Source organism: Streptomyces sp. NPDC001220 (assembly GCF_053597895.1).
This window is the reverse complement of sequence record NZ_JBSFJE010000019.1, coordinates 59,383-80,955: the sequence shown is the minus strand read 5'-3', so window position 1 is coordinate 80,955 and position 21,573 is coordinate 59,383. Positions and strand designations below refer to the sequence as shown.

Here is a 21,573-nt window from a genome sequence, read left to right as displayed (position 1 = left end):
GGGTGTGGGCCGGGGTGTGGACACACGCTGGGGGTGCGGGCGGGAACGAACGCGGTACCGCCTTCGGCGTTTCGAGCGCCTCGCCACCGTACGGCCGCACCACGAGGACAGGCACAGATCCCCGAACGGGGACCTGTCGGGCGGCGGGGCCGGGTTCCTACCTTTTGGGCTGCGCCAACCACGGGTGTACCGGGGCAGGTTGGCGCCGCAGGTCCTTCGGGGCCGGAACGGGAGCGCGGGTGCTTCCTGGCGGCCTACGGCGTGGGGGGCGGCGCGGCGGGGCCGACCTCACGCCGGGAACGTACCTGCAACTTGGTGAGGATGTGCGAGACATGGGTCTCCACGGTGCGCCGCGAGAGCAGCAGCCGGGCGGCGATGTCGGGGTTGGACAGGCCCTCGGCGACCAGGTCGGCGACCCGCCGCTCGGTCGCGGTCAGCGCCTCCCAGCCGGACGACGGACGCACGTGCGGGGCCCGGCTCCCGGCACGTACGCCCCAGGGGCGCAGCCGCGCGGCGGTCCGGCGGGCGTCCCAGTCCGCGCCCAGCTCGCCGCAGACCGCGAGGGCCTCGCCGAAGGAGGCACGGGCCGCGTCGAGGTCCCCGGACCCGGCCTGGACGACGGCCAGATCCTCCAGGGCGTTGGCCAGATCCGGCTGCCGGTCGGCGGTGCGGTGGTAGCCGACGGCGGTGAGCAGCGGGGCCGGGTCCTGGTCGAGCAGCCCGGAACACCAGTCGGCGGCGGCCCTGGTCCGCGGCCGCGGCCGGCGGTCGGCGGCCTGGCGGGCGGCGAGCGTGGCCGCGGTCGCGATCTCCCGGTCGTCGGCGGCCAGCGCCAGCCGGACCAGGGCGGGCAGCCACTCCGGGTGGTTGCCGACGTCGTGCGCGTAGGTGTCGGCCATCAGCTCCGTGAGGACCTCGACGGCCTCGGGGAGCCGGCCCGCCCGTTCGGCGACCAGGCTGCGGGCCAGCAGCAGGTGTCCGGCGGCGACGGGCCCCTGCCCCGGGGTCCGGCCACCGCCCGGGGCGTCGAGGAGACCGGCCGCTTCCTCCCACTGCCCACGGCGGGCGCTGATCAGCGCCTTCAGGCCGCGGCGGGCCAGCCGCCACAGCGGCGGGAGATCGGTGACCTCGTCCAGCACGGTCAGCGCGTCGTCCCAGCGTCCGTGCTCGTAGTAGCGCTCGGCCCCCTGGACGAGGGTCATCGACAACCGGGTCGCGCCGACCCGTTCGGCGAGGTTGCGGGCCTGGGTGAGCGCCTCCTCGGCCTCCTGGAGACGGTCGACGCCGTCCAGGTCGGTGGCCCGGTGGCCGAGCAGGATGAGCCGCAGGTCGACGAGGTCCGGGTCGTTGCCGACCTCCGCCAGCGCCTCGTCGTTCAGGGCCAGGGCGCCGGCCTGGTCACCGTGCCAGCTGCGGATGACGGATGCGGCGTTCAGGGCGTATCCGACGGCCATCGGGTCGCCCAGTTTCCTGCCCTCGTCCAGCGCCTCCGCCATCGCCAGCCGGGCCCGGCCGATCTGCCCGAGTACGTGCCGGGCCAGCGCCACAAGGGCCAGCAGCCGGGCCCGCCAGACCGGTCCGATCCGGGGGTCGCCGGTGGCCGCGCGCCAGTTGTCGATCACGACCTCGTAGCGGCCCGTCCGCATCCCGATGGTGCTGAGCAGCCACCTGACCCGGCCGAGCAGCTCGGGGTCGGACGTCTGCCGCAGCACGGTCCGGGCCAGCTCCTCGGCACGGTCCAGGGGGCCCATGCGGAAGTAGAGCGCGGCCAGTTGCGCGGTGAGCACGAACAGCCGCGGATCGTCCGGGGCCGCCTGGCGCACGGCGTGTTCCAGGAGTTCCGCGGCGGCGATCGGGGCCCTTGCGACCAGCCGCTCGGCGTTGTCCGCGAGCCACTCCCACTCGCGGTCCTCGGCCGTCTCCAGGACCGGGAGGATCAGCTCGGCCACCCGCTCGACGGGAGCCCCGGAGGCCATCAGCTCCTGCGCCGCGCGCCGCAGGAACGCGGTCCGCAGGGCGGGCGGCATGGCCTCGTAGAGCACCTCCTTCAGAAGGCCGTGTCTGAAGCGCAGCCGGGACCCGGCGGACTCCAGCACGGCGGCGCCGAGCGCCTCCTCGGCCACGGCCAGCAGGGATCCCGTGCCGCGGCCCACCGCCGCCGCCAGGTCCCGCACCGAGAACTCCGGCCCGAGCAACGAGGCGGCGCGCAGTGCCTCCTGGGTGTCGGCGGAGAGCCCGGCCAGCCGGTCCGCGATCACGTCCCGCAACTCGGTGAGCTGCTCCACGTCCCGGCCGGCCGTCGTCAGCTCCACCCGGCCGTCCGCGGACCGCAGGGCGCCGACCCGTGCCAGGGCGTCCAGCAACTCCCTTACGTAGAGCGGGTTGCCCGCCGCGGAGCGCAGCCGTTCGGTGAGTACCGGTCCGGGTTCACCGCGCGCCAGCAGCCCGGTCAGCTCCGCGACGCGCTCCTCGGGCAACCGGTCCAGGGAGATCGACTGCCCGCCCATGGACCGCAGATCGCGGCGCAGCGGCTCCAACTCGGCACGGCCCGGTGCCGGACGGCAGGTGCCGATGACCAGCAAAGGCAGCTGGACCGAGGCCCGGCACAGCCGGCGCCACATCAACAGGCTCGCCTCGTCGGCCCAGTGCAGGTCCTCCACGGCCAGTACCAGCGGGCCGGTCGTACACAACCGGTCCACCAGGACGAGCAGTTGCTCGGTGGCCGCCACCACCGGGTCCCCGGCGAGCAGGCGCATGGTCCAGCCCGACGCCTGCTGGGGCTGCTCCAGGGCGAGCGCGGCCTCCGCACGCCGGGGGTCGGGTGAGCCTGCCTCGACGCCGAGGAGCCGGGTCATCACGGAGAGCGGAAGCCGTCGGCCCAGCTCGTCGCACTGGCCGGTGGAGACCTCGCAGCCGGTCGCGCGGGCTTTGGCCAGGGCGTGCGCAAGCAAGGTCGACTTGCCGATGCCCGGCTCACCCTCGATCAGCAGACTCCCGCCGCGACCTGCGGCGACATCGGAGAGCAAGCGATCCAACGTGGCCCGCTCCGCTTCCCGCCCGATCACCGGGTGCAGTTGTTGCCCGAGCATGCTCATGACTCTAGAGCCTTTCTGTGAGGTCCCACTCCGTTTCAGATGACGCCTGGGGAAACTGCGGCCTCACTCACACGGCCGCCCCCGGCTCACTGAGTCGGTGGTCCCCGGAGCCTCCGGGATCTCAGTGAGGCTCACGGATGTCTCCGTATCCGCGCTGCCGCAGGCTCGTTCCATCGGTCGGCAACGGATGGGGCGGCTCATGACGACGGCACTGGCACCCGAGGCACGCATCTCCGCACCGCAGGCGTCCCCCACCCCGGGGTCCCCGGAGCAGAAGATGCGGATGATCTACGACGTCAACAAGGGTTCCCTGATGCGCAGTCTGCTCGGGTGGACCCAGGGCGACCGCCAGACGGCCGAGGACCTCGTCCAGGAGACCATGCTCCGGGCCTGGCGCAATCTGGACATCCTGCCCGACGACCCGCGCGCGGTACGACCCTGGCTGCTGACGGTGTCGCGACGGCTGGCGATCGACATGCTGCGGGCCCGCTCCTCGCGCCCCACCGAGGTGGAGGACGATCCGCTGGAGTCGATACCGGTGGCAGCCGAGCCGCTGGAGCAGGTTCTCGACCGCCAGGTGCTGCGCACGGCGCTCGCCGAGCTGTCGGCCACCCACCGCGCGGTGCTGGCCCAGGTCTACTTCCTGCACCGGCCGGTCCGGCACGCGGCCGAGGCGCTCAACGTCCCGGAGGGCACGGTCAAGTCGCGCACCCACAACGCTCTGCGGGCGCTGCGTGAGGCGCTCGGCGACCGCAACGGGGCGACCCTGCGCGCCCGGCACGGCCTTCCGGCGCCGGCGCCGCGGCACCCGGGCGTGCGTCCGGCCGCACGGACCGCCGTCGCCGCGCACTGATCCGCTACGCCCGGGTCCCGGCCCTACCGGATCCCGGCGCGACGCTTCCTCCCGCTCCGGACCGATACGGGCCATCGCGTCCACGCCTCCTCGCGATGGAGACCGGCCTCCGGCCCGCTGCGGACGCAGTACTGGCCAGGGTCCGCCAACGCCTGTCCAGACAACGGAAGTTGCCCCGCCGTCAGTCCCGACGAGGGCCGTCGACCGCCGCGGCATGGGGCGGGTCCGTCCTCGCCGTAGAACGTTGTCAGTGGCGACGCCCATGGCCGGAACCGAGCTCCCGCCGGTGGCCGGGCCGCCGCTGCCCCGTAGGACGGCCGAACCGGCGTACCGGACGACGGCCCGGCCCACCCGGTGCACGGCCTCGGGCGCCCCGGCACCCGGAGCGCCCACGCCCTCCGTGGACACCGTGCCCTGAACGCCCTGCGCGCTCTCCGCGCCCTCCGCGCCCTCCGCGCCCTCCGCGCCCTCCGCGATCCAGTTCGTCGCCCGCCCCTCGGCCTCCGCACACACCGGCGGTCGAGGGGCGGTGCCGTGTTCTCTCGGTGCACCGGCCACGGGCAGCGTCTGCCCGGTGTGCCGGTGCTGCCGGTCTGCGGTGACGCGCAGGGCGGCGGCAGGTGTTGCGTCGTGGTGAGAGCACCGCGGCGGTCGGTGCGGGCCTTCGGCCGGAGGCACGGCCTGGGGCGCGCCGCACGGCCGATGCGTCAGGTCGGCGAGTTGACCGACCGCCGAGGTCATCGGGGCTTCGGTCTCCGTCCGGGACGCCAGCCGCCGGGCCGGTTCGTCGTGGGGCGCGCACGGTGCCCGGCGTACGGCTGTCCGCACCGCGGACCCGAGCGCGGGGCTGCCGGCCCCCGGCTCGCCACCCTGCATGGGCACGGCGCGGCCATGTCCCGTGCCGGGATCCGTCAACAGAGCTTCTTCCAGGGCGGGTTCGGCCTTCCGGCCGACCGTCGAGGCCGTCGTGTGCGCCGCCATGCCGCGGAGCGTAGCGATCGCCCAGGAGACGAAGGTTCCGCGGAGATGAACGTTTCCCGCTTCCCCTCCGTCCCGCCGGGCTCCTTCTCACGCGTCCAGGGCGACCTGGACCAGGGTCGGCGGCGCCTGGCGGCCGACCAGGACCCCGCGACCGGGCGGGCGGTGCGCCGCGCGCTCGCTGCCGAGCACCACGCCTTCCCGGGGGTCACCGGACAGGACCAGACCTGCGGTCCCCAACTCCTTCACGCGTGTCAGGAGTTGCTCGGACATCGAGCCACGGGCGCTGCCGGCGACCCGGCGGGCCACCACCATGTGCAGGCCGATCTCACGCGCCTGGGGCAGGAAGTCCAGCAGCGGATTGAGCGGTGACGTACGGCCGTTGGCGACCAGGTCGTAGTCGTCGACGACGACGTAGAACTCCGGGCCGGTCCACCAGTCGCGGTTGCGCAACTGCTGCATGGTCACGTTCGCCGGGGGCAGCCGCTCGGTGAGCTTGGCGACGACCTGTTCGACGTAGACCTGGGCCGCGTTGGCATCGCCGACGTAGGCGCCGATGTACTCCTCGTCCACCGCGCCCATCAGGGCCCGTCGGTAGTCGACGACGATGAAACGCGCTTCGAAGGCGGAGCGCCGGGCCGCCAGGCCCTTCATCCAGCCGCGCAGGAACGTGGACTTGCCGCTGCCGGCGTCGCCGAAGACCAGGAAGTGCGGGTCGGCGTCCGTGAGGTTCAGGCGGACCGGGGCGAGGTCGGTCTCGGCGATGCCGATCGGCACGCCCGGGGTGGTGTCGTCCTCGCGGATCCGGCTGGACAGTTCGGCGACGGTGAGCCGCTCGGGCAGCATCCGGATCGGCGGGGCCACGGCTCCCGACCAGGACGCCGCGAGCTTGCCGATCGCCTCCTCCTGCGCCTCCGCGAGGCCGTCGGCGGTGTCCTTGCCGTCGAGCCGGGGCAGGGCGACCTGGAACTGGATGCCGGGCGGCGCCATGCCGCGGCCGGGGGCGGAGAGGCCGAAGGCACGGGCCGCGCGGCGGTTGATCTCGGAGTCGCCCGGGTCGTTCAGGCGCAGTTCGAGGCGGGCCGAGATGGCGTCACGCAGCGCGGTGCGGATGTCGGCCCAGCGGCCCGCGGTCAGCACCAGGTGGACGGCGACGCCGAGGCCGCGGCCGGCGATGTCCAGGACGACCGCGTCGATGCCCTCCATCTCGCCGCGGATCGCACCCCAGTTGTCGATCACCAGGAAGACGTCGGCGGAGCGTATCCCCTTGGGCAGCCGGTCGGTGTTGCGCAGCCGCCGGAACTCGTCGGCGGAGTCGATGCCGAGGTGGCGGAAGAGCCGTTCCCTTTCGGCGATCAGCTGGCGCACCTCGGCCAGCGCGCGCCGGGCGCGGGCCGGGTCGTGCCGGCCGGCCACCCCGCTGACGTGCGGCGCCCGTTCGAAGGGCTGGAGCGAGCCGCCGCCGAAGTCCAGGCAGAGGAACTGCGCCTCGGCGGGCGTGTGGGTGAGCATCGTGGAGAGCATCAGGGTGCGCAGGAAGGTGCTCTTGCCGGTCTGCGGGGCACCGACCACCGCGAGGTGGCCGGCCTTGGCGAAGTCCGGTACGAGCGGCTGCTGGAGCTGCTGGAGCGGCACGTCCAGGACGCCGACCGGGGTGCGCAGTGCGCCCTTGTGCGTCCACCAGTCGGCGGACATACCCCGCTCGGGGTGGACCACGACTGGTCCGGTGAGGTCGTCCAGGGCCAGCGCGCCCGGCAGCGGGGGCAGCCACACCTGGTGCGCCAACTGGCCCGCTGTGCCGAGCCGTTCGACGATGACCTGCATTTCGCTCGGCCCGTCCAGCATGGGCCGCACCCGCTCACGCTCTTCCTCCGGCTCTGCGTCGGGGTCGGGCGGCAGCCGCAGCGCGAAGTGCACGGGATCGGTGGGCGGCGGCCCGGCGGCGAGGGCACGCTGCTCCTCCGACAGATGGGTCCCGGAGACATGGGCGACGCGGAAGCGTTCCAGGACCGTGTCGGCGACCTTGAGGTAGGCGGAACCGGGGATCGGCGGCAGCCGGTAGGCGTCCGGGGTGCCGATGACGACCCGGGACTCCGCCGCGGAGAAGGTGCGCAGGCAGATCCGGTAGGAGAGGTTGGCCTCCAGGCCGCGCAGCCGCCCCTCCTCCAGCCGTTGGGTGGCGAGCAGCAGGTGGATGCCGAGCGATCGGCCGACCCGGCCGATCTGGACGAAGAGGTCGATGAAGTCCGGCCGGGTGGCGAGCAGTTCGCCGAACTCGTCCACGATGACCAGCAGGTACGGCAGCGGCTCCAGGGGACGCCCGTCCGGGCCCGTGGCCCCGGCGGCGCGGCGCAGCTGGTACTCGCGGACGTTGTCGATGTTGCCGGCGTCGCGGAGCATCTTCTGGCGCCGCTGCTGTTCGCCGACGAGGGCGTCCTTGACCCGGTCGACCAGCGCGACCTCGTCCACCAGGTTGGTGATCAGGCCCGCCACATGTGGCAGGTCGGTGACACCGGCGAAGGTGGCGCCGCCCTTGAAGTCGACCAGGACCAGGCTGAGCAGTTCCGGTGAGTGGGTCATGGTCAGGCCGGTGACCAGGGTGCGCAGCAGTTCGCTCTTGCCGGAGCCGGTGGCGCCGACGATCAGGCCGTGCGGACCCATGCCGCCCTGCGCGGACTCCTTCAGGTCCAGGACGAGTTGCCGGCCGCCGCTGTCGAACCCGATCGGCATGCGCAGCACCTCCTCGTCCTGTGCGTCGACCCAGAGCGACTCGGGGCTGAAGTTCTCGAGGTCGGAGATGCCGAGCATGCTGGGCAGCGACATGGTCTGGGCGAGGATCTCCTCGCCCTCCGCGGACAGCCGCAGCGGGGCCAGCGCCCGGGCGACGGCCTCGCACAGCGGCAGTTCCGCGCGGCCCGCGACGGCCGATTCGACCGCCGAACGGGTGTCGGCGCGGCGGCCCTCCACGGTGACCGCGCCGTGCGCGTCGAGCCGTACCCGTACGTCTGCCCGGGTGGGCTCGTCGTTCTCCTGCTCCACCAGGCAGATCACGGTGATCGCGCTCTGCGGGCCGGCCGCCGCGAGGAGTTCGGCGGCGAGCGGCGAGCGGGCCCAGGCCGCCCGCGGCAGGTAGCGGTCGAGGACGACCACGAGGCGGCGGCGGGTGTCCGGGACGTCCCGGTCGGTCAGGCCCAGCCGGCGGGACGGCTGCTGGACGGCCGCTTCCAGAGCCTGCTGAAGGTGGTCGGCGATGCCCTCGAAGTCCTCCGCGACCAGCGGCACCACGCCGGCCTCCCCGGTGGTGTCCGGTTCATGGGTGTGGGGCAGCCACTTGGCCCAGTTCCAGTCCTCGCCGCCGGTCGCGATGGCGATGCCCACGTCGTCCGGGGCGTGCAGCACGGCGATCTGGCAGAGCAGGGCACGTACGGCCGCGCGGGCCGACTTGGACGGGCCGAGCACGCTGACCACGCCGGCCTTCGCCAGGTCCAGCACGGCGGGCTGGTCTCCGACCACGGACATGGTGTCGACCAGCCGGTCGGCGGCCGTCTTGGCGCGCGGGTCGTACTCCACGGTCGGGTCGTTGCGGGTGGACATCCGGATGGGCGTGGACAGCGGCGCGCTGCCCGTTCCCACGGACACCTTGAGGAAGTCGGCGTCGGTGACCCGGCGTTCCCATACCCGGCGGCGCTGGGAGGCGATCGCCCACAGCCGGTGCGGGGAGGGGAACTGCCAGGCGGCGACGGTGCGTTGGTTCTCCGCCACCTGCCGGGCGGTCCGCCGCACCTCGACCAGGTGGTCCAGGTAGCGGTCGCGGGCCCGCAGCTTCTGTTTACGGGCCTGGCCGCGCATCTGCATCCGGACGCCGACGGTGACGCCGATGGACATCACGACGAACGCGATGCCCAGCAGAACCAGCATCCGCCGGCCGCCGGACATCAGGTAGGCGGCCATGCTGATGCTGGACAGCAGCGGCATCAGCAGCATGAGCCAGCTGGCGTTGCTGTCCTTGCCGACCGGCTGCGGCGGCGCGGAGAGCACCACCGGGTCGGTGGGCAACGGGGGCGGTACGACCCTGGCGGGCCGGTGGAAGATGACCCGGGACATCAGTTCTCCTCGTCGGTCGGGCTCAGGGGCGGGGTCATCGCCGGGGACGGCGCTCGGGGAAGCGCGGTACTACGGGCGGCCTCTTCTCCCCGTTCTTGTCGCCGTTCAGCCCGGCCAGGATGTCCTGCAGGCCGCCCGTGATCCCCGACATGACCTCGGCGCGCTGCTCGGTGACGGTGTCGTGCGCGCTGTCGATGGCCTGGACGATCAGCCGGACCAGTCGCTCAGGGTTGTCGGGGTCGATCACCGACGGGTCGATACGCAGGTCCACGACCCGGCTCTCGGCCGACACGGTCGCGCTGACCATGCCGTCCGTGCTGTGGCCCGTGGCCTCGATGTTCCGCAGGTCGAGCTGGGCGTCGGCCACCGTGCCCTGCATCCGGCGGGCATGGTGCGCGAGCGCGGAGAAGTCGACCTGCTCGTACTCGGGCATGCGAGCATCTGCCTTCCTGGGGGCCGTTGTTCACTCGGGGGGTTGCGCTCAGGGGTTCCACTGGGAGATACGGATCCGAGGTCCGAACGGGTCTGTGTCAGTTTCTGGACGGGCAGATGTCGGTGGGCGTCCGCAGGGCGCCGACGGTGAGCATGGCCCGGCGACCGAGACCGTTGGCCACGGCACGGGCCAGTGCCATGCCCGCCATCGAGTGGTTCGGGTCCTCCATGCTCAGGTGCAGATCGACATGGCCGACCGCCAGGTCCTCCGCCGCCAGCCCCGCCCTGATGTGCTCGGTCAGCCCGGTGCCCAGCTCGTGCGCGTACTGTTCGCCCGGTGCCGGGTCCGCGGTGGCAAGCGCCTCGGACAGGGCCTGGAGTTCAGCCGGGGACACCACGTCCTCCACGCGGAACACCCGCTTTTCCAGCAGCGGTTCGAGGGGCAGCCGGCGCCCGGGGGCGGTCGGCGCCGGGGCGGGAACGTCGGTGTACGGCCGGTAGTCCGGGTTGGCGATCCACTCGCCGAGGGTGTTCCCCTCACCGGCGCCGGGGACGATCGGCCAGCCGCCCTTGACGAACCGGGAGGCGACGCCGCCCGCGAAGAGGACCTCGTTTCGGCCGGTGGTCTCCGGGCGGATCCCGTAGGCACCGAGCGTCGCGGTGATGTCGATACCGCCCGGCGTGTCGACCTCCCAGACATGGCCCTCGTGCAGCCGCTGCGCCGCTGCCTCGGGCGAGGTGTCGGCGCTCACGAACCCATGGCCGGGGCCGCCCACCTGTGCGTAGGCGACGAGGTCGAGGCCGGTGCCGCCGGGCACCAGCCCTTCGGTGCGGACCGTTTCGGGACTGCCGGTGGCCGCGACGAAGACGGGCCGCCCCGGGTACGGGATCGGCGGCGGGATGATGTCCGCCGCGTCCGTGGGAATCGCGGCGTTCGGCATCGGCCCCTCGACCAGCTCCATGACGGCGGGGGCGGGTTCCGTCTCCCGCCCGGCCGCGACCGGCGGCAACTCCTCGCCGCCGGTGCTGTGCGCGCCGGCCGTGGTCACGACGACGGGAGCGGGTGCCGCCGGCGCGGCCGGGACATGGGTGACCGGCTTGGGCGGGTCGGTGCGGACCCAGTCGGATCCGGATGCGGATGCGGATCCTGGGGGCTTCGGCGCCACGACGACGAAAGTCTTTTCCCTCAGGGTGTCGCGGAAGACATCGACGTCCACCGCGGGCGTGTACACGGTCCTGGCGGTGGCCGTCCGGCTGGACAGGGCCTTCGCCAGGGCCTCACCGCGGCCGGTGTGCGGCACGACCGCCACGAGTGCCTCGTGCAGCGGGCGAGCACTCAGCACCGGGTCGTTGGCCAGCAGTTCGGCGATCTCGTCGAGGGGCACCGGGCGCCGGGAGTCGTCGGGCCAGGGCATGTCGATGTGGTCGGGACCGCCCTCGCCCAGGACGAAGTAGGCGGGGGGCCGCTCGCCCAGGTACGCCCCGTCGGCGCGCCACGGCGCATTGTGCACCTTGGCGTTGGCTCCGTCGGTGCCGTTGGACGAGGCGAGATACCTGTCCGGGACCAACGGATCGGCCATCCGTATGTCGATCCAGTCGCGGCCGAGGATCTCGCGGTCGTCGGACAACAGCAGGGTGCGCGAGGACAGGGCACCGTTGCGCTCCAGGTGGTAGGCGGCGAGAGCGGTCGGGTTGCGGAGGTCACGGCCGACCGCGGCCGCCCCGCCCGTCGTCCACAGGAGTTCCGCTCGCCGTGCCTCGTCCACGGGCTGGGTGGACGCGTCCAGGTGCAGGGCCTTGACCGCCAGGGCGTCCACGTCGGTGGTCGCCTCCAGGGTCTCGACGGCCTGAACCGTCGCCCACAGCAGCCGCTGCCGGTGGACCTCCGTGACCTGGCCGGCCTTCAGGTCCAGGACCTGGACGGCCCGCTGGTCGGGATCGCCGTCCGCCAGCAGCCCGAGGGCCTTGTCGAGCGAGGGCAGCGGAACGAAGTCGCGCAGCGCCACCCCGGCGGGCTGGGTCTCCGCCGCCTCCAGCACGGCCTGGACGTCCGCCGGTTTCAAGGGCGGCCCCGCGGACCGTCCGGGATACGACCGAGCGATCCGGTCCAGCAGGTCCATGGTGAACGGTCCGGTGTCCCGCAGCTTCGGGTCGTTGCGGCGCATCGACTCCAGTGCGCCGATACCGCGCAGCAGCCGCTGGTACTTCCCGTGCGCATCGTCCTTGTCGTCCTCGACCGAGGGCCCGAACACCTGACGCAGGGCCCGCACCAGCCGCAGGGTCGCGACCCTGGTCTCCGCCGGGGCCGGGCCCTGGGCGGTGTGCAGACCCGCCGTACCGACCAGGTCGTCGAGCGCCGCCCCCGTCGGCTCCGGCCGCAGCTCCAGCCACTTGCCCCGCTCTCCCTCGGCGGTCGTGGCGATCCCCTGCTGGTTCACGCCGGCGGCGTGCGTGAGGTAGTGGACCCGGTCGACCGCGAACACCGTGCGGTCGACCTGGTTGGCCACCTGCTGAGCCTCGGAAAGGGTCGCCAGCGGGTCGGCGACGAAGGGGGCGCGGCTGGCGTCGTGAACGCTCGGGAGACCCTCCGCGGGTGCCGCGCCGACCCAGCACGACATGAGTACCAGGACTCCGTCGGCGGCGAGCCCCTGCAGACTCGGACGCCGCTGAAGGTACTCGCCGACCTGGTCACCGCGTGCCTTTCGGCGCGACCCGTCCGACCTCACCAGGGAGAACGCCCCGGGGGTCCCGTGCAGGACGAAGTAGTACGCCGGCCGGCCGACCCAGGGCAGGTTCTCCGCATCACCGTGCTGGTCCCAGTAGACGGGATCCATGTGAATGTACTCGTTCATCGTCGGCAGAGAATCGAAGTACCGCTCGCGTTCGAGCCGGTCGCTCTTGGTGAGGACGGCGCGGCCGTACGTGCGCCCGTCGGCGGCGAGGGTGTGACTCATGATCTCGTCGTCGGGTACCAGCGTCCCGTCGATCATGCGCACGAAGTGCTCGTGCCCCAGGGCCCGGCGGCCCGTGAGCGGCGGATCGTCCGGCTCGCTGGCGAACCAGCTTCCCAGCGGCTCCCCCTGAGCCTGGTCGTCGATCACCGCGATCCTGGTCTGCCGCGTCGACGGGTCCTCATACAGCTTCACCCTGCCGCTGTGCGACCACACGGTCCTGCCGCTCCGGGCGGCGGCCGTGCGCGGCAGACGCGGGCTCCCGGCACCCGCGTGCGGGACGGCGAGTACGACGGGGAGCCGGCCGTCGAGCGCGGCCAGGTCCTGGTCCATGGCCAGCAGTTCGGCGAACTCCTCCAGCGTCGCGCGCGGCCGGGAACGGTCCGCCAACCGCACCACGACATGGTCGTGATCACCCTTGGCCGCGACGACGTAGGGGCGGTTGTCACCGGCTCCCTGCTGCTCCCACAACGCCGTGGAGGTTTGCAGGCCGCTCCCGCTCGTCTGGTGGTAGGACGCCGTGATCATGTTCCGGACCGTCGTGTCCGACCAGTTGCGGCCCAGGACCCTGCCGTCGCGCCCGGTGATCCGGGTCGCGTCGGACAGCGCCCCCCGCTTCCAGAAGTCGAACGCGCCGAGCGCAGCCAGGCTCGTCGCCCGGCCGGCCGCGTTCGCCTCGTCCACCAGGTCGTACAGTGCTTGGCGTTGTGCCTCCCATACTGGCTCGTGCGGATCCAGGTGCAGGAGCCTGCGGGCGAGCGGATCCGGGTCGAAGGCTCCGTCGGCCAGACCGGATCCGGGCTCGGCCAGCCGGAGGCTGTTCAGCAGTTCGATGGCGGGTGAGCGGGGCTCCGGCTCGATGTCGATGTCCGCCTGCCGGCGCAGGTCCCGCAGGGCGGAGCCGTCGGCGGCCACGTTCCGCCCCTTGCTGCGGCTGACGATCCGGAAAGCGTCGGTGCCGACACGGTCGGCGCGCGCAACGTTCCGCTGAAGCAGGTCCAGGGCAGTGTCGATCTCGGTCCGGAGCACGTCGGCGACGGCGTCCGCGCGTTCCTGGCCCGTGCGTGTGGCGCCCCGATGACTGCTTCTCACCTTGAGCCACGAGCCGTTGCCGTGCCCGGTGACGGCGATCCACGGCGTCGCGAACCCCTCGCGGACGTCGCGCAGCCCCGCCTCGACCACCTTGCGGGCCAGAGCGGCGATGTTGCCGCGCTGATCCGGACCGACCTCCTTGGAGCCCTCCTCGAAGGTGACCTTCACTGTGGGCCAGGACCTCGAAGCCGCAGTCGTCTCCGAGGTGCTGGAGTCAGGGGAGGCGGTGCCGTCGACGACGGACGTCGGCGCGGGCGGTGCGGCGGAGGCGCGCGACGCCTCGTCGATCCCGTCGGTGACGTCGGTCCCGCCGTTCGCGACGGTCGTCGCCGTGGCCGCCGCTGCCGGCGCGGCCGGCTTCGGGGGGCGGGTGTGGATCCAGTCGGCGGAGCCCGGCCCGGTCGGCGGCGTGGTCACGACGATGACGTGCTCGCCGGCCGTGGTGTCGTGGAACAGCCGGATGTCCACGGCGGGCGAGTAGACCTTCCGGCCGGTCGCCGCCCGGTCGGTGAGGGCCTTCGTCAGGGAGGTGCCGCTGCCGGAGTGCGGCACGACCGGTACGACGGGCCTGGTCGGTTCGACGGCCGTCAGGTACCGGTCGTTGGTGAGCAACTCGGCGATCTCGTCGTGCGGTACCGGGCGCCGGGTGCCGTCGGGCCAGGGCATGTCGATGGTGTCGGCACCGCCGTCGGCCAGCAGGAAGTAGGCCGGAGTGGTCCGGTCTCCGCTGTTCGCGGAGGCGTTCCACGGGGCACTCCTGGCCTGCGCGCGGGCCGGATCGGCGCCGGACGCCACGGAGAGGTACCTCTCCGTGGCCAGCGGGCCGCTCAGCTGCCCGTCCGTCCAGTCGCGCCCGAGCGCCGCGCCGCTCGCCGTCCGGAGCAGCGTCCGGGACGACAGGGCGCCGTTGCGCTCGAGCTGGAAGGCGGCGAGCGCCACCGGGTTGCCGGTGTCGCGGCCGGCCGCGGCGGCCCCGGCGACCGTCCAGAAGAGCTCCTCGAGCCGTGCGTCGTCCACCGGACCGCTCAGGGCACCCAGATGCAGGACCTTGGCGGCCAGCGCGTCCACGTTCGGGGCGGCCTCCAGTGTCTCGACGGCCTTGACCATCGCCCACAGCAGTTGCTGCCGGTGCGCCGCGGTGACCGGTGCCGATCCCCGACGCAGGACGTGGCGCGCCCTCAGGTCGGGGTCGGCGTCCGCGGGCGTGGCGAGGGCCTGCTCCACGGAGGGCAGCGGAACGAAGTCACGCAGAGCCGTTCCGGGCTGCTGGGTCCGCGCCGCGTCCAGCAGCGTCTCGACGTCGTCCGGTGCCACCTCGGCGCCGGGGGCCGGGGACTGTCCGAGCCGGGACCGGGCCGCCCGGTCCAGCAGGTCGAGGGTGAACTGCCCGGTGTCCCGCAGCAGCGGATCGTCCAGGCGCATCGTCTCCAGCGCGCCGATACCGCCCAGCAGCCGCTGGTAGCGACCCGAGACATCCTCCCTGTCGTCCTCCACCGCGACGCCGAAGGTCTGTCGCAGGGCCCGCACCAGCCGCAGGGTCGCGACCCTGGTCTCCGCCGACGCGGGGCCCTGGGCGGTGTGCAGACCCGCCGTACGGGCCAGGGCGTCCAGCTCCGCCTCGCCCGGCTCGGGGCGCAGCTCCGCCCACTGGCCGCGCTTGCCGTCCCCGGTCGTGGCGATTCCCTGCTGGGGCGGCAGGGAGTCCCTGGCCGCGTAGTGCGATCGGTCGGCCGCGAACACGGTGCGGCCGGTCTGGTTGGCCACCCGCTGGGCCTCGGAGACGGTCTCCAGCCGGTCGGCGACGAAGGGAGCGCGACTGGCGGCGTTCACGGTGGTGGACCGCTCCGCGGGGGCGCCGGCCCAGCACGACATGATCACGATGACGCCGTCGGCGGCCAGCCCGCGCAGGCTCGGCCTGCGCCGCAGATACCCGCCGACCTGGTCGCCGCGGGCCCACTTGGCGGTGCCGTCCCGCCGTTCGAGCGAGAACCCGCCCGGCTGCCCGTGCAGGAAGAAGTAGTAAGCCTTGCGGCCCGCCCAGGGCACGTCGTCGACGGCTCCGTGCTGCTTCCCGGTGAGGGGGTCGAGATGCCGGTTCTCCGTCATCTCGGGCGCCGCGGCGAAGTACAACTCGCGGCTGAGCATGTCCGCCTTGTCGAAGACGGCGCGGCCGTGCGGGATGCCGTCGGCGGCCATGGTCTCGCTCAGGATCTCGTCGTCCGGGACGAGCGTGCCGTCGATCGTCTGTACGACGCGGTCCTCGGCGTCCACCGCCGGGTCCCCGGCCGTGAGTTCGTCCGGCTTGCCCGCGAACCAGTTGCCCAGCGGCTCCTGCGCGTCCGCGCGATGGCTCACCGCGATCCGGGTCCGCTTGTCCTTGGGGTCCTGGTACAAGGACACGGCGCCGCTGTGCGACCACACGGTCCTGCCGGTCCGGGCGGCGGCGGTGCGCGGCAGGCGCAGGTTCCCGGCGCCCGCTCCCGGTACCGCCAGAACGACGGCGACCCCGCTGTCGAGCGCGGCCAGGTCCGGGTCCATGGCGAGCAGTTCGGCGAAGTCCGCCAGCGGGACGCGCTGCCGGGAACCGTTCGCCAGGCGCACCATCACATGGTCCTGGTCCCCCTCGGCGACGACGACGAAGGGCCGGTGGTCACCGGACGCCTCGTGCCACAGGGCCGGCTCGAGGTCGACGAGGCGGCCGGCGCGCAGGGTGGCGTACGACATCGAGATCAGGTCCACGACCGGCTCGCCCGTCCAGTTGCGGCCCTGGGCCCTGCCGTCCGGTCCGGTGATCCGGGTCGCGGCGGACAGCGCTCCCTGCCGTACGAGGTGATACGCGCTCAGCGCCGCCAGGCTCGTCGCGCGGCCGGCCGCGGTGGCCGCGTCCATCACCGCGTGCAGTTCGCGCCGATGGGCGCTCGTCACCTTCTGTGCCGGTGGCAGACCCAGAATCCGGCGGGCGAGCGGATCCGGATCGAAGAGGCCCTGGTTGAGCGCGGGGTCGGGATCGGCCAGCCGCAGGGCGTCCAACTGCTCGAAGGCCGACGAGCGGGCCGCCACCTCGACCTCGATCGTCGCCTGCCGCCGCAGGGCCCGCAGCTCCGCGCCGCCGGACGAGCCGTCGGTGACGACGTCCTGGCCCCGGCTGCGCGTGGAGATCATGAATTCGCCGTCGCCGACACGCCTCGCGGAGGGCGGATCGTTCTGCTGGAGCAGGTACAGGGCGTTCCATATCTCGGTCCGCAGCTTCCCGGCGACGGCGTCCGCGCGCTCCTGGCCCGTGCGGCGGGCGCCCCAGTCACGGAGTCCCGGCGTGAGCCACGATCCGTTGCCGTACCCGGTGACGGTGATCTCGGGGGCCGAGAGCCCGGCCCGTACGTCACGCAGACCCACCTCCGCCACCCTGCGGGCGAACGTGCTGAGACAGCCGCTCCCGCGGTCGTCGATCTCCTTGGAGCCCTCCTCGAAGGTGACCTTTTCTCTGGTCCACGCCCGGGATGACGCGGTCGCGTCGGCGGTGGCCGGATCGACGGCATCCTGGCCAGCGGCCTGGCCGGCTGTGCCGACCGCGTGCGTCTGTTCCGGGCGGAGGTTGTGCGGGGACGGGGCAGGCATGGTGGGGAGGAGTTCGGGACGCACGCCGAGGTCCGGGGAGACGGTGGCGCCGGCCGCGGACCTCGCCTCGACGTGCCGCGTGGGCGCGGGCGCGTCGGTTGCCGACACCGCGGTGGTGACGGGTACCGCCGGTGACGCCGAGGCGGGCGGGACCAGAGCCGGAGGGTCCTTGCGGACCCAGCCGGTCTTGGAGCTCGGGTGGGCGGGCTCTTCGACGATGATGTCGTACTCGTTCCTCCTGGTGTCGTGGAACAGTTCGACGTTCACCGCGGGCATGTACACGGTCCTGCCGGTCGCCGCCCGGTCCGTGAGGGCCCTCATCAGCGGGCCGCTCCGCCGGGTGTGCGGCATGATCGGCACGATCGGGTCTTTCGGCGGACGAGCACTCAACACCGGGTCGTTGGCGAGCAGTTCGGCGATCTCCTCAGGGGGAACCGGGCGAGAGGAGCCGTCGGGCCAGGGCATGTCCACGTGGTCGCGACCACCGTCGGCCAGCACGAAGAAGGCGCTCCCGCCCGTGCCGGCTCCGCGAACGCGCCACGGCATACGGTGGAGCACGGCGCTGCTCGCACCGACGTTCGTGTCCACGGCGAGGTACTCGTCCCTGACCAGGGGATCGGTCATCGGCCTGCCGGTCCAGTTGCGGCCCACCGCCCGGCCACCGGACGACAGCAACAGCGTGTCCGGAGACAGGGCACCGGCCCGTTCGAGGTGGTACGCGGCGAGCGCGGTCGGGTTGTGGACGTCACGGCCGGCCGCGGCCGCCCCGGTCATCGTCCACAGGAGTTCCCCACGCCGTGCGTCGTCCACGGGCAGCGCGGAGCCGTCCAGGTGCAGGACCTTCACCGCCAGGGCATTCACATCGGCGGCGGCCGACAGGCCCTCGACAGCCTTGGCCGTCGCCCACAGCAGCCGCTGCCGGTGGACCGCCGTGACCGGACCGGACCCCAGGTCCAGGACCTGGACGGCCCGCCGCTCGGGATCGTCCGTCGCCAGCAAGGAGAGGGCCGCGTCCACCGACGGAAGCGGCACGAAGTCCCGCAGAGCCACCCCGGCCGGCTGGGTCCCTGCCGCCTCCAGCACGGTCAGGATCTCGGTCGAGTCCAAGGTCGTACCCGGGGGCTCGGCGCGTCCCGCGGACCGCTCGAGATGCGACCGGGCGACCCGGTCCAGCAGGTCCATGGTGAACGCACCGTTGTCCCGCAGCCCCGGATCGTCGCGGCGCATCGTCTCCAGTGCGCCGATACCGCGCAGCAGCCGCTGGTACTCCCCGTAGGCATCGTCCTTGTCGTCCTCGACCGAGGCGCCGAACACTTGCCGCAGCGCCCGCACCAGTCGCAGGGTCGCGGCCCTGTTCTCCTCCGAGGCCGGGTCCGTGCCCGTGTGCAGGCCCGCCGTACGGGCCAGTTCGTCGAGCGCCGCCCCGGTCGGCTCCGGCCGCAACTCCTTCCAGCCGCTCCGCTCCCCCTCGGCGGTCATGGCGACGCCTTGCCGGCTCTGCCCCCCGCCGCGCGAGACGTAGTGGACCCGATCGACCGCGAACACGGTGCGGTCGACCTGGTTGGCCACCTGCTGGGCCTCGGAAACGGTCGCCAGCGGGTCGGCGACGAAGGGGGCGCGGGCGGCCTCGCCGGGGACGGAGAGGTCGTCGGCGGCCGCGCCGGCCCAACACGACATGAGGACGACGACGCCGTCGGCGGCAAGCCGCCGCAGACTCGGGCGCCGCTGCAGATACCCGCCGATCTGGTCGCCCGGCGTGGTCCTGGCAGTCCCGTCCGCCCTCACGATCTGGAACGAGCCCGGGTTCCCGTGCAGGTAGAAGAAGTACGCGTCCCGGCCGAACCAGGGCACGTCCTCCGCGTCACCGTACTGATTCTGGGAGACGGGGTCGATGTGCACGTATTCGTTCGTACGCAGCACCGAATCGAAGTGCCCCTCCCGTTCGACCACGTCGCCCTTGGTGAGGACGGCGCGGCCGTACGGGCGCCCCTTGGCGGTGAGGGTGTGGCTCATGATCTCGTCGTCCGGGACCGGCGTACCGTCGATCACGCGCAGGAATCGCTCCTCGATCCCGGGCGCCCGGTCCACCAGCCCCGGACGGTCCGGCTCGCTGGCGAACCAGCTTCCCAACGGCTCCCCCGCTGACCGGCGGTTGACCACCGCGATCCGGGTCGTCCGCGTCGACGGGTCTTCGTGCAGCTTCACCTCGCCGGTGTGCGACCACACGGTCCTGCCGGTCCGGGCGGCGGCGGTACGCGGCAGGCGCGGACTCCGGGCGCCCGCGTGCGGGACGGCGAGGACGACGGGAAGCCGGTCGTCGAGCGCGGCCAGGTCCGGGTCCATGGCCAGCAGTTCGGCGAACTCCTCCAACGGCACGCGGGGCAGGGACCCGTCCGCCAGCCGCACCCCGACTCGCTCGTGATCGCCCTTGGCCGCGACGACGTACGGGCGGTTGTCATCGGGTCCCTGCCGCAGCCACAACGCCGTCGGGCTGTCGGCGACGCCGCCCTCGCGCAGCACGAGGTAGGACTCCGTGGGCAGGTCGCCTGCCGGGGTGCCCGTCCAGTTGCGGCCCAGGGCCCGGCCGTCCGCGCCGCTGATCCGGCTCGCGTCGGACAGCGCTCCCCGCCGCCACAGGTCGTATGCGCCCAGTGCCGCCAGACTCGTCGCCCGGCCCGCCGCGATCGCCTCGTCCACCAATGCGTACAGCGCGTGCCGGTCGGTGTCCCGCACCGTGTGCTGCGCGTCCAGGTGCAGAATCCGGCGGGCGAGCGGACCCGGATCGAAGGCGCCCTCGCGCAGACCGGGATCGGTGTCGGCCAGCCGTAGGGCGTCGAGGCGTGCGACGGCCTGCGAGCGGGGCGCCAGCTCGATCTCGATGGTCGCCTGCCGTCGCGCGGCCCCCGCGTCGGCGCCGCCGGACGGACCGTCGGCGGCGACGTCCCGCCCCCTGCTGTCGCTGACGATCACGAAGGCACTGGAATCGACGTGCCTGCCGGGCGGTTCGTTCCGCTGGAGCTGGTCGAGGGCGTTCCGTATCCCGGTCCGCAACAGTTCGGCGACGGCGTTGGCACGCCCCTGGCCCCTGCTTTCGGCGCCCCAATCGGGGCTTCTCGGCATGAGCCACGAGCCGTTGCCATGCCCGGTGACGGTGATCCAGGGTGCCTGCAGTCCCGCCCGAATGTCGCGCAGTCCCGCCCGCACCACCTTGCGGGCCAGATGGGCGAGGTAGCCGCGCTGGAGGGGGTCGACGTCCTCGGAGCCCTCCTTGAAGGTGACCTTTCCGGTGGTCCACGGCTCCGACGACGCGGTCCCCTCGGTGACGGCCGGATCGACGGCGCTCCGGCCGGCGGCAAAGGTGCCGCCGGCGACCGCGTCCGACTGTGCCGGGGTCGAAGGGGCACTCTTCCCCGGGCCGGTCAGCGGGCCGGCGGACATGCCGGGGATCAGTTCGGGGTGTGCGGGACCGGCGGCGAGGTCCCGCCAGGAGGCAGGGGTCGGCAGCCTGGCGAAGAGATCGTTGTTGTACAGCACGTTGCCGCGCAGGTCGGACGCCAGATCGCCGAAGCCGGTTCCGCTCCACTCCTTGCTGAAGGGCCGGACATCGTCGCCGGAGAACGTCACCGAGACCGCGTCGTCGGCCGGCTTGTGGGTGACGGTGATGGTGAGTTCGTCGGCGAGCCCGGGGCGGCTCACCACGAACGACCGGACCAGCGGGTCGGTGCCCACCTCGCGGACCGTGGCGTCCTCCAGGCCGTGCCACCTGCGGAGGGAGTCCTGTTCGAAAGCCCTGCCGAAGTCGGCGAACGCGGTCGCCGACGGAACACCCGGCCACGGCTCGGTGATCACGCTCTCCAGCTCACCGGCCGGGATCTGTTCCGCGCGGACCGGGATGACGGTGATGCCGTCCTCGACCCGGGACGGGCCGGTGCGGATCAGCCTGGTCGGGGCGAGGGTCACCTCCCACTGGTCCTGGTTGACTGCGGGCGCGTCATCGGCTGTCCTGGCGTAGCCGGGCGGGTAGGCCATGGCGAGCTTGCCGTGGTCGGCCGGGACGTCGATCTCGAAGATCACGCGGTTGCTGTTGATGCCCTGCCTGGCCCACGTGGCCTGGAACGCACGGGAGTTGGAGGTGGAGGCGGGCAGCCGCTCGATGAAGTGGTCGGCCTGTGCGGCATCGGGGTCCATGGACACACCGCGCCACAGGGTGACGCGCTGGTTCGGACCCGCGTACAACAGACCCCTGGTGATCTTGTTGAAGGTCCGGGCCTCGGCCACCAGGTCGGTGTCGCCCGCGAGGGCGCGGGGAGTGACGAAACCGCCGTAGCCCTTCTTGGAGGTGAACGTGCTGACGGTGACGTCCAGCATGTACACCTCCAGCTGGTGGTCGGCCGCGGCCGCGGCCAGATGGGTGCGGGCCAGGCTCACGGCCGCGTCCCAGCGTTCACCCTGC

The 21,573-nt window shown here is 73.1% G+C and carries 5 protein-coding genes (1 of these 5 only partly in view); 1 reads left to right on the top strand and 4 read right to left on the bottom strand.

Going from position 1 to position 21,573, the window contains the following annotated elements:
* Positions 1-254: 254 nt before the first annotated feature.
* Positions 255-3,089: an ATP-binding protein gene (locus ACWDGI_RS36370; RefSeq protein WP_450766553.1), complete on the bottom strand. Its 2,835-nt coding sequence runs from the start codon at positions 3,087-3,089 to the stop codon at positions 255-257.
* Between the two features lie 205 nt (positions 3,090-3,294).
* On the opposite strand from ACWDGI_RS36370, the gene ACWDGI_RS36365 reads away from it, so the two are divergent.
* Positions 3,295-3,948: a sigma-70 family RNA polymerase sigma factor gene (locus ACWDGI_RS36365; protein ID WP_450766552.1), complete on the top strand. Its 654-nt coding sequence runs from the start codon at positions 3,295-3,297 to the stop codon at positions 3,946-3,948.
* A 1,068-nt stretch (positions 3,949-5,016) separates the two neighbouring features.
* Here ACWDGI_RS36365 and eccCa read toward each other — a convergent pair.
* The 3 genes from eccCa to ACWDGI_RS36350 all read right to left on the bottom strand — a co-directional run.
* A complete protein-coding gene (gene eccCa, locus ACWDGI_RS36360) occupies positions 5,017-9,030 on the bottom strand; it encodes a type VII secretion protein EccCa (protein WP_450766550.1) in 4,014 nt (1,337 codons plus the stop codon).
* Between the two features lie 34 nt (positions 9,031-9,064).
* Complete coding sequence (locus ACWDGI_RS36355) at positions 9,065-9,463, bottom strand: YbaB/EbfC family nucleoid-associated protein (RefSeq protein WP_450766548.1); 399 nt, start codon at positions 9,461-9,463, stop codon at positions 9,065-9,067.
* Between the two features lie 97 nt (positions 9,464-9,560).
* Positions 9,561-21,573 carry the 3' portion of a lonely Cys domain-containing protein gene (locus ACWDGI_RS36350; protein ID WP_450766546.1) on the bottom strand. 15,389 nt of this gene lie beyond the right edge of the window, so the window shows 12,013 of its 27,402 coding nt (coding positions 15,390-27,402); the start codon falls outside the window, past its right edge — the gene reads right to left on this strand; its stop codon occupies positions 9,561-9,563.